The 6,464-nt window shown below is 66.9% G+C and carries 9 protein-coding genes and 1 riboswitch; of the genes, 5 read left to right on the forward strand and 4 right to left on the reverse strand.

Annotated features, from left to right (window positions below; all coding sequences use genetic code 11):
• Nucleotides 1-9: 9 nt before the first annotated feature.
• Nucleotides 10-705: a DUF2993 domain-containing protein gene (locus ACFXK0_RS25855; protein ID WP_379413442.1), complete on the reverse strand. Its 696-nt coding sequence runs from the start codon at nucleotides 703-705 to the stop codon at nucleotides 10-12.
• Between the two features lie 278 nt (nucleotides 706-983).
• On the opposite strand from ACFXK0_RS25855, the gene ACFXK0_RS25860 reads away from it, so the two are divergent.
• The 3 genes from ACFXK0_RS25860 (at nucleotide 984) to ACFXK0_RS25870 (ending at nucleotide 2,935) form a co-directional block, all read left to right on the forward strand.
• Nucleotides 984-2,159, forward strand: a complete 1,176-nt coding sequence (locus tag ACFXK0_RS25860; protein ID WP_379413443.1) for a cytochrome P450 — start codon at nucleotides 984-986, stop codon at nucleotides 2,157-2,159.
• Nucleotides 2,160-2,198: 39 nt separating this feature from the next.
• Nucleotides 2,199-2,483, forward strand: coding sequence for a hypothetical protein (locus ACFXK0_RS25865; protein ID WP_379413444.1), 285 nt, complete (start codon nucleotides 2,199-2,201; stop codon nucleotides 2,481-2,483).
• A gap of 60 nt (nucleotides 2,484-2,543) precedes the next feature.
• Nucleotides 2,544-2,610: riboswitch (guanidine-III (ykkC-III) riboswitch) on the forward strand.
• A gap of 10 nt (nucleotides 2,611-2,620) precedes the next feature.
• The gene (locus ACFXK0_RS25870) at nucleotides 2,621-2,935 is read left to right on the forward strand and encodes a DMT family transporter (protein ID WP_379413445.1); all 315 of its coding nucleotides are present in this window, start codon (nucleotides 2,621-2,623) and stop codon (nucleotides 2,933-2,935) included.
• Between the two features lie 122 nt (nucleotides 2,936-3,057).
• Here ACFXK0_RS25870 and ACFXK0_RS25875 read toward each other — a convergent pair whose 3' ends face one another.
• Both ACFXK0_RS25875 and ACFXK0_RS25880 read right to left on the reverse strand, forming a co-directional pair.
• Entirely contained in the window at nucleotides 3,058-4,188 is a 1,131-nt protein-coding gene (locus ACFXK0_RS25875; protein WP_379413446.1) for a Fic family protein, read from the reverse strand.
• A gap of 62 nt (nucleotides 4,189-4,250) precedes the next feature.
• Nucleotides 4,251-4,460, reverse strand: a complete 210-nt coding sequence (locus ACFXK0_RS25880) for a molybdopterin-binding protein (protein WP_379413447.1) — start codon at nucleotides 4,458-4,460, stop codon at nucleotides 4,251-4,253.
• A gap of 245 nt (nucleotides 4,461-4,705) precedes the next feature.
• Here ACFXK0_RS25880 and ACFXK0_RS25885 point away from each other — a divergent pair, with 245 nt between their 5' ends.
• Both ACFXK0_RS25885 and ACFXK0_RS25890 read left to right on the forward strand, forming a co-directional pair.
• A complete protein-coding gene (locus ACFXK0_RS25885; protein ID WP_379413448.1) occupies nucleotides 4,706-5,092 on the forward strand; it encodes a hypothetical protein in 387 nt (128 codons plus the stop codon).
• Between the two features lie 421 nt (nucleotides 5,093-5,513).
• Nucleotides 5,514-5,960, forward strand: a complete 447-nt coding sequence (locus tag ACFXK0_RS25890; RefSeq protein ID WP_379413449.1) for an NUDIX domain-containing protein — start codon at nucleotides 5,514-5,516, stop codon at nucleotides 5,958-5,960.
• 57 nt (nucleotides 5,961-6,017) lie between these two features.
• Here the strand turns inward: ACFXK0_RS25890 and ACFXK0_RS25895 are convergent, their stop codons facing one another.
• Nucleotides 6,018-6,287, reverse strand: coding sequence for a hypothetical protein (locus tag ACFXK0_RS25895; RefSeq protein ID WP_379413450.1), 270 nt, complete (start codon nucleotides 6,285-6,287; stop codon nucleotides 6,018-6,020).
• Nucleotides 6,288-6,464 lie beyond the last annotated feature (177 nt).

The raw sequence follows: 6,464 nt of genomic DNA on the forward strand, positions 1-6,464 counted from the left end.
GCTGGAGTATTACGGCAGGTCCGACAAGCGGACGTCTCGCGCCACAGCGGTGGCGTGCAGTCCGTCGGCGGCCGGTTCGATGGCCGTCAGGCGGGCACCCAGCGGCAACTGCCGCAGCGGCACCACGAAGGTCAGCGTCCGGCGCAGCACGGCCAGCGGGACCGCCGGTCCACCGACCGTGGCCTGCACCGACACCGGCGTGACCTCGATGCCGTCGTCGACCGGCGCGACCGTGAACAGGACCGTCGCGGGCACCGAGAGGCCGGCCACCGAGAACTTCCCGGTGGCGCTGAGCCCGTCCGGCCCGTAGGCGACTGATTCCACGTCCGAGGGCGCGAAGCCCTGCACGACGTCGTAGGGCACCACGGCGGTCGCGGTCGCGGTGGTGGCGACCAGGTTCTCGGTGCGCCGGTCGACGACGTCGGACACCGCCGCGGAGACATCGGTCAGCGTGACGTCGAGGTCGCGCACGGTGATGTCGTGGCCGGTCCAGTCGCCGACCCGGATATCGATCTCGGCGTACTCGCCGTCGAAGGCCTGGGTCAGGAACGGGATGCCGTTGATCCGCACGTCGGGCTGCTGTGGGAGCTCGTATCGGTCGGCGACCATGCCGGCGATCGCGTTCTGCGCCACGACGACCGCGACCCGGTCACCGACGACCAGCCCGATCGCCAGCACCACGACCAGTATCAGCACTGCGCGCATGCACTCACCTTCTCGGCCGTCCCCACCCGCGTGCGGCGGATCGTGTCCACGATGCCACACCCGTCCGGTCTCCCGGACATTGCGCGGGGCGGTCGCGCGATTCGCTGGGTGCGGCGCCTGCCGCCCGAAGACCGCGCTCACTGTGCTGGAAAGTTCTTGAAACCATGACAGCACAACATAATTCGCATACATCGACGCCGCCGAAAGGGTTGACTGGGCGCGTGCGACGGGCGCACGATCAGCGGAGGCCCGGATCCGGGGGTGGGAAGGAGTTTGCCGTGACCGCAAGCCATCAGGAGTTCTTCGATCGACTCGACTGGTTCGACGAGAGCCACTGCGCCCAGCTCGACGAGCAGCTCACCTGGGCCCGCGAGCAGTGCCCGGTCGTGCACACCGGCTTCGGGGGCGGCATGCACGTGGTGACCCGCTACGAGGACCTGGTCACCGTGGCCGCGCATCCGGAGATCTTCAGCTCCGCCATGCCCGGGCTGACCACGGTGCCGGTCGCCCTGCCGCCCATCGACGTGGACCCGCCTCTGCACCACGACTTCCGGGCCTTCCTCAACGGGCCGTTCGACCGGTCGGCCCTGCAACGCTACGAGCCCGTGGTGCGTCAGCTCGCCGACGATCTCATCGATAAGTTCGCCGAACGGGGCGAGGTCGAGTTCGTCAGCGAGTTCGCGATCCCGTTCTCCGCGGGCGCGCTGGCCAAGATCGTGCTCGACGACGACAACGAGGAGCGGCTGGCCCGCGCGGTCGACGCGGTCACCCAGGTATCGGTGCAGAACACTCCGGAGAGTTTCGCCGCCGTCGCGGGGCTGGCGGCCGAGCTGATGGCCGAGCGGGCGGCGGCACCTCGTGAGGATCTGCTGCAATCCATTGTCGACGCCACCGTCGACGGCGGCAGGCCGCTCACGATGGAAGAGCGGCTCGGGGTGGTCACCGTGCTGTTGCTGGGCGGACTCGACACCACGCGCGGCGCGCTGGCCTACATCGCCGAATATCTCGCCGAGGTCCCCGGTCTGGAGGCGCGGCTGCGCGAACCCGATGGGGTCAGCCGCGATCTGAACGAGTTGCTGCGCTACACCTCGACGGTGAGCGTGATGGGCAGGGTGGTCGCCGAGGACAACGATCTGCTCGGCGTCCCGCTGACCAAGGGCGACCGGATCGCGGTGCACTGGCGCTCCGGCAATCGCGACGAGGCCCGCTTCGAATCGCCCGGGCAACTCGATTTCGACCGGAAACGTAACCCGCACTTGGCTTTCGGCATCGGCATCCACCGCTGCGTCGGCCGCCATTTCGCGCGCATGCAGCTCGATATCGGCATCACCCGGCTGCTGGACCGGCTCACCGGATTCCGCCTCGCCCCCGGCACCGAGGTGCAGCGCTCGGTGGGCATCAGTGTCGGCGCTCCGCGTGAACTGCATCTGCGCTTCGATCGCGTCGATCAGTGAGGCAGGCCGTGACCGGACGCAGGCGGCTACGCTCGTGAGATGCCGGAACTCGGGGCCACACCACCGCCGCGCAACGGTGCCGGGCTGACGTCGCTGGTACTCGGCATCGTCGCGTGCGCGTTGGCGTTCATCCCCTTCGCCGGGGAGATCCTCGGCATCCCGACCGCGGTGGCGGCGGTGGCGGCCGCGTTCGTCGGGTGGGACCGGATCGAGCGTGGCGTGGCCACCAATCGCACCGACACCGTCGTCGGCGGGGTGCTGGGAGCCCTCGCCTTGACGCTGAGTCTGCTCGTCTACCTCGCGACGCACGGCGAGTCGGGCTGAGGCCTGCGGTGAGGTCGGGCACCATCGCTTGCCGCCCGGTAGCCGGCGTGACAAGCTCGGATCGAGCCCGGTGAGCGGGCTACCGGACGAGGGGTGCCGTACCCGGAGTGCGACAAGACGGCCCGAGGAGGGCTGTCATGGCATGGATTCTGCTCGTCGTGTCCGGTTGTCTGGAGGCCGTGTGGGCCACCGCGCTGGGCAAGACCGAGGGCTTCACCCGGCTCGGACCGTCGGTGGTGTTCTTCGCCGCACTGGTCGCCAGCATGGCCGGACTGGCGTTGGCGATGCGCGACCTACCGATCGGCACCGCGTACGCGGTCTGGGTCGGAATCGGCGCGGTCCTCACCGTGGCCTATGCGATGACCACCGGCGCGGAGCCGGTCGGGGTACTGAAGATCGTGTTCCTGTCGATGATCGTGCTCGGTGTCGTCGGGCTCAAACTCGCGCACTGACACTCATGGACAGAGCGGGACTTTCAGTACTTCGCGGTCGACGCCATGAGCCCGACCGCACCGTCGCATGCCGTGCGAGCTGCTCCACACTCGAACACGCATAGCCGACGGCCGGTGCGACTCTATATGTGTTTCGGGTCGGAGGATTCCGTCAGCTCGTAGGACGTGCTTCGTCCGCTCGAGTCGGAGCGTTGTAGTGCGCCGAGGGCGATGAGTTCGTTGATGTCGCGGAGGGCTGAGGCCTGGGAGGTTTTGGTGATGATCGCCCATTTGCGGGTGGTCAGTTTTCCGTGGAAGCCGTCGAGGATCCGGTTGAGCATGTCGATTTGTCGGGGGTTCATTGCTGTGGTGTGCCAGGTGCGCCAGAAGTTCGCTTTCGCGAGGGCCGCGTCGATGGTGGTGTCGGCGCTGGTGATCGACTGGTGGAGCGCGTCGAGGAACCAGAGCAGCCAGTCGGTGACATCGAGGGTGCCTCGTTGGGTGCGTTCGAGGATGGCGTAGTAATTCTTGCGGTCGCGCTGGATCTGGGCGGACAGGCTGTAGAAGCGGCGGTGGCTGTGCTCGGATCGGGCCAGGGCGAGATCGCCGATGGCGCGGGCGATTCTGCCGTTGCCGTCGTCGAAGGGGTGGATCGTCACGAACCACAGGTGGGCCAGGCCGGCTTTCAGCACCGCGGGTTCGGGGGTTTCCGCGTCGAGCCAGGTCAGGAATCGGTGCATGTCGTCGTCGAGGCGGGACGACGGCGGAGCTTCGAAGTGGACGACTTGTCTGCCGTACGGGCCGGAGATCACTTCCATCGGACCGGTCTCGTCAGTGCGCCAGCCACCGACGGTGATTCGTGAGATGCCGGAGTATCCCGTCGGGAAAAGTCCTGCGTGCCAGCCGAACAGACGTTCCGCTGTCACCGGCCGGTCGTGATGGCGGGTCGCGTCGAGGACCATTTCCACGACGCCGTCGACTCTGCGGTCGGTGGGGGTTGTCGCACCGATGTCCACGCCGAGTCTGCGGGCGATGGACGATCGGACCGATGCCGCGTCGAGCAACTCGCCTTCGATGGCGCTCGATTGCACGACGTCGGTGGTGAGGGCCTCCAGCCCGGCGCGTTCCTGCGTGTCGTCGTCTGCGTGTGCGAGTCGACCGTGCAGCCGGCCCTGTGCGAACGCGACGGCCGCGGCCGGCTGGGCGACCCGCGCGGCGTCGTAGGTGAAGTGAGGCCAGTCGGCGGCCTCCCAGCTGCACCTACGATGCTTCATACAGCGATATTACCGGCTATTCACTGCAGAATGTGAAGCGAATAGGGCGGCGGGAGCGGGTCTCACTCGACGCCGAGGGTCACTTCGGTCGACTTGATCAGTGCCTTGACCGGCGATCCCTCGGCCAGGCCGAGGTCGTCGACCGCGTCGCGGGTGATCGACGAGGTCACTTCGTCCCCGCCGGTGAGCCGGACGCGAACCACTGCCATCGCTTCACCACGGGTCACCGAGAGCACGATCCCGTCGAGCTGATTTCGTGTACTGAGGCGCATCGGCCGACTGTAATCCCAGATCAGGAACCCGCGACGCAGCGACGCGACCCGGACAACCTTCAGCCGTTCGCACCGCTCCTGGTGTACTCGACTGCGGCCGGGCCCCCGACTACAGGCTTCTCACTCTACTCATCCAGCCGTTACGCCCGAGTTGGCGTGGCCGGAGCCAGTGCGCCTGGAACAGTTGTCGTGGCTGCGGGTTGGCTTCACACTCCTGGGGCAACCACCAGAGAACGGAGGTCGTCGTGAGCGACTGGGTGTATTATCTTCGAGGCCCGGAACCGCCGGACGAGGCGGGCGACAACACCGGCATGGCAATGACCCGGATTCCCGCAGGCGAACTCACCGCCGCATACACGATGAGCACCCCCACCGTCACCCGCTTCACGTTGATGATGCCGAAGAATGTTGCCGCTGCTCAGACGGTCGGCCGCGACGGACAATGGCACCCCGACGAACGCCCGTCGCGGCTCAAGTACCTCGGCGCGGATTACGAGTATTGGCCGATAGACGAGCACCACGCGGCAGCCCTGCTACATCGGTGGGTCGAAGTCGGCCGCATCGCCCGCATCCCCGCTGATCCGGACCCGCAGCCGGGTGGCACTGATCCGGAAACCTCGGAATCCGTGTAGTGAGGTGCCCAATTCGCCTGGGTGGCGGCCCGTTCGGCCGCTCCCATGAACCGGCAACCGCCGACATTCTAGTGGCCGTGTGGACGCAGTCCTTCGAGGTGTTGTGTCCATGTCAGTCCTGCCTCTGGTGGCGGCCGTAGCTTGTCGCGAAGTCCTGCCGGTGGTAGCCGGTCCTCTGGTGCGCAGGGAGGCGAGCTTCGTAGCGGCCGTGTCTGGCCGCGTCGCCGAAAGTGATGATCGCACGGAAGCTTTCGGGTGTCTGGCTGGGGACAACGAGGAGCTGGCCTTCGCTGCGATGGAGGGTGGCTTGGTGCGACATGAGGTCTCCGATTCCGATGCGGCGGACCAGTAGTACGTGGGCCGCCGATGGCTTATGGTCGTGCTCGCGTTCATGTCGAGCGCATCGAGAGAGAGGTAAGAAATGGCTGTGGCCAGCACTGAAAGGCACACCCTCATCGGTGATGTGCACCTGCTGCTCACCGACGACCAGGGGAGGATCCTGTTCGGCCGGCGAGCTGGCACCGGGTACGCCGATGGCGCGTTCCACCCGCCCTCGGGCCATCTCGAGGCCGAGGAGTCGGTGGTCGAGGCGCTGCGGCGTGAGGCCGCCGAGGAGATCGGTGTGCAAATCGCGCCCGAGGACGTCGAGTTCGCCCACATCATGCACAACAGCTCGTCCGGCGGACGCGTCGCGTTCTTCTTCCAGGTCCGGCAGTGGGAGGGCGAACCGACGAACATGGAACCCGACAAGTGCGACGCGCTGGAATGGTTCTCCGCCGACGCTCTGCCAGCGGACATGATCCCCTACTGCCGGGAAGCACTGGGCCACATCTCCTCCGGCAAGTCACTGTCACTGTTCGGCTGGTGACAGGCGACGGTGAGGACCGCGACCTCTCTCCCCGGTCCTCATCGTCACTAGACCTCGTCAGATGAGCTGCCACTCATCGAGCGAGGCGATCAGTTCCTCGAGGCGCTGCGGGGACATGCGTTTCTCCGCAGCGTCTTCGAGGGATTCCTTCGTGGCCCCGTATTGCCACCAGGACTTGCCGTTCTTGGCGTCCATGACCAGGAACTGGTCCTTGATGGCAGGGCCGCGCAGCACCAGCGACACGGTGCCGGGTTCGGCGACCACGGCGTGAACAGCGCTGTGGTGCAGCGCGTAACTGGCCCCGACTCGTTCCTGGCGCACGTGCACCGCGCGCAGGCTCGAAACGTCGATCTCGGTACCGAGTTCGACGTCGCCGTAGAGCCGGTGCCGGTATTCGCCACGCAGGATGCCCTACGTGTCAGCCTGAGTTGAGGCCGGTGGCTCACAGCAACCCGGCATTGTAGGGCGAGGATGGACCGACGAACACGATGACCACCACCAGCA

Origin of the sequence: Nocardia sp. NPDC059177, assembly GCF_042755165.1 — a bacterium.
Taxonomy (GTDB): domain Bacteria; phylum Actinomycetota; class Actinomycetes; order Mycobacteriales; family Mycobacteriaceae; genus Nocardia.

What these genes read in the sequence shown, in the direction of transcription:
- ACFXK0_RS25865 (WP_379413444.1), top strand. Translation starts at nt 2,199, where the DNA reads ATGCCGGAACTCGGGGCCACACCACCGCCGCGCAACGGTGCCGGGCTG.
- ACFXK0_RS25890 (WP_379413449.1), top strand. Translation starts at nt 5,514, where the DNA reads ATGGCTGTGGCCAGCACTGAAAGGCACACCCTCATCGGTGATGTGCAC.
- ACFXK0_RS25880 (WP_379413447.1), bottom strand. Translation starts at nt 4,460, where the DNA reads ATGCGCCTCAGTACACGAAATCAGCTCGACGGGATCGTGCTCTCGGTG.
- ACFXK0_RS25870 (WP_379413445.1), top strand. Translation starts at nt 2,621, where the DNA reads ATGGCATGGATTCTGCTCGTCGTGTCCGGTTGTCTGGAGGCCGTGTGG.
- ACFXK0_RS25875 (WP_379413446.1), bottom strand. Translation starts at nt 4,188, where the DNA reads ATGAAGCATCGTAGGTGCAGCTGGGAGGCCGCCGACTGGCCTCACTTC.
- ACFXK0_RS25855 (WP_379413442.1), bottom strand. Translation starts at nt 705, where the DNA reads ATGCGCGCAGTGCTGATACTGGTCGTGGTGCTGGCGATCGGGCTGGTC.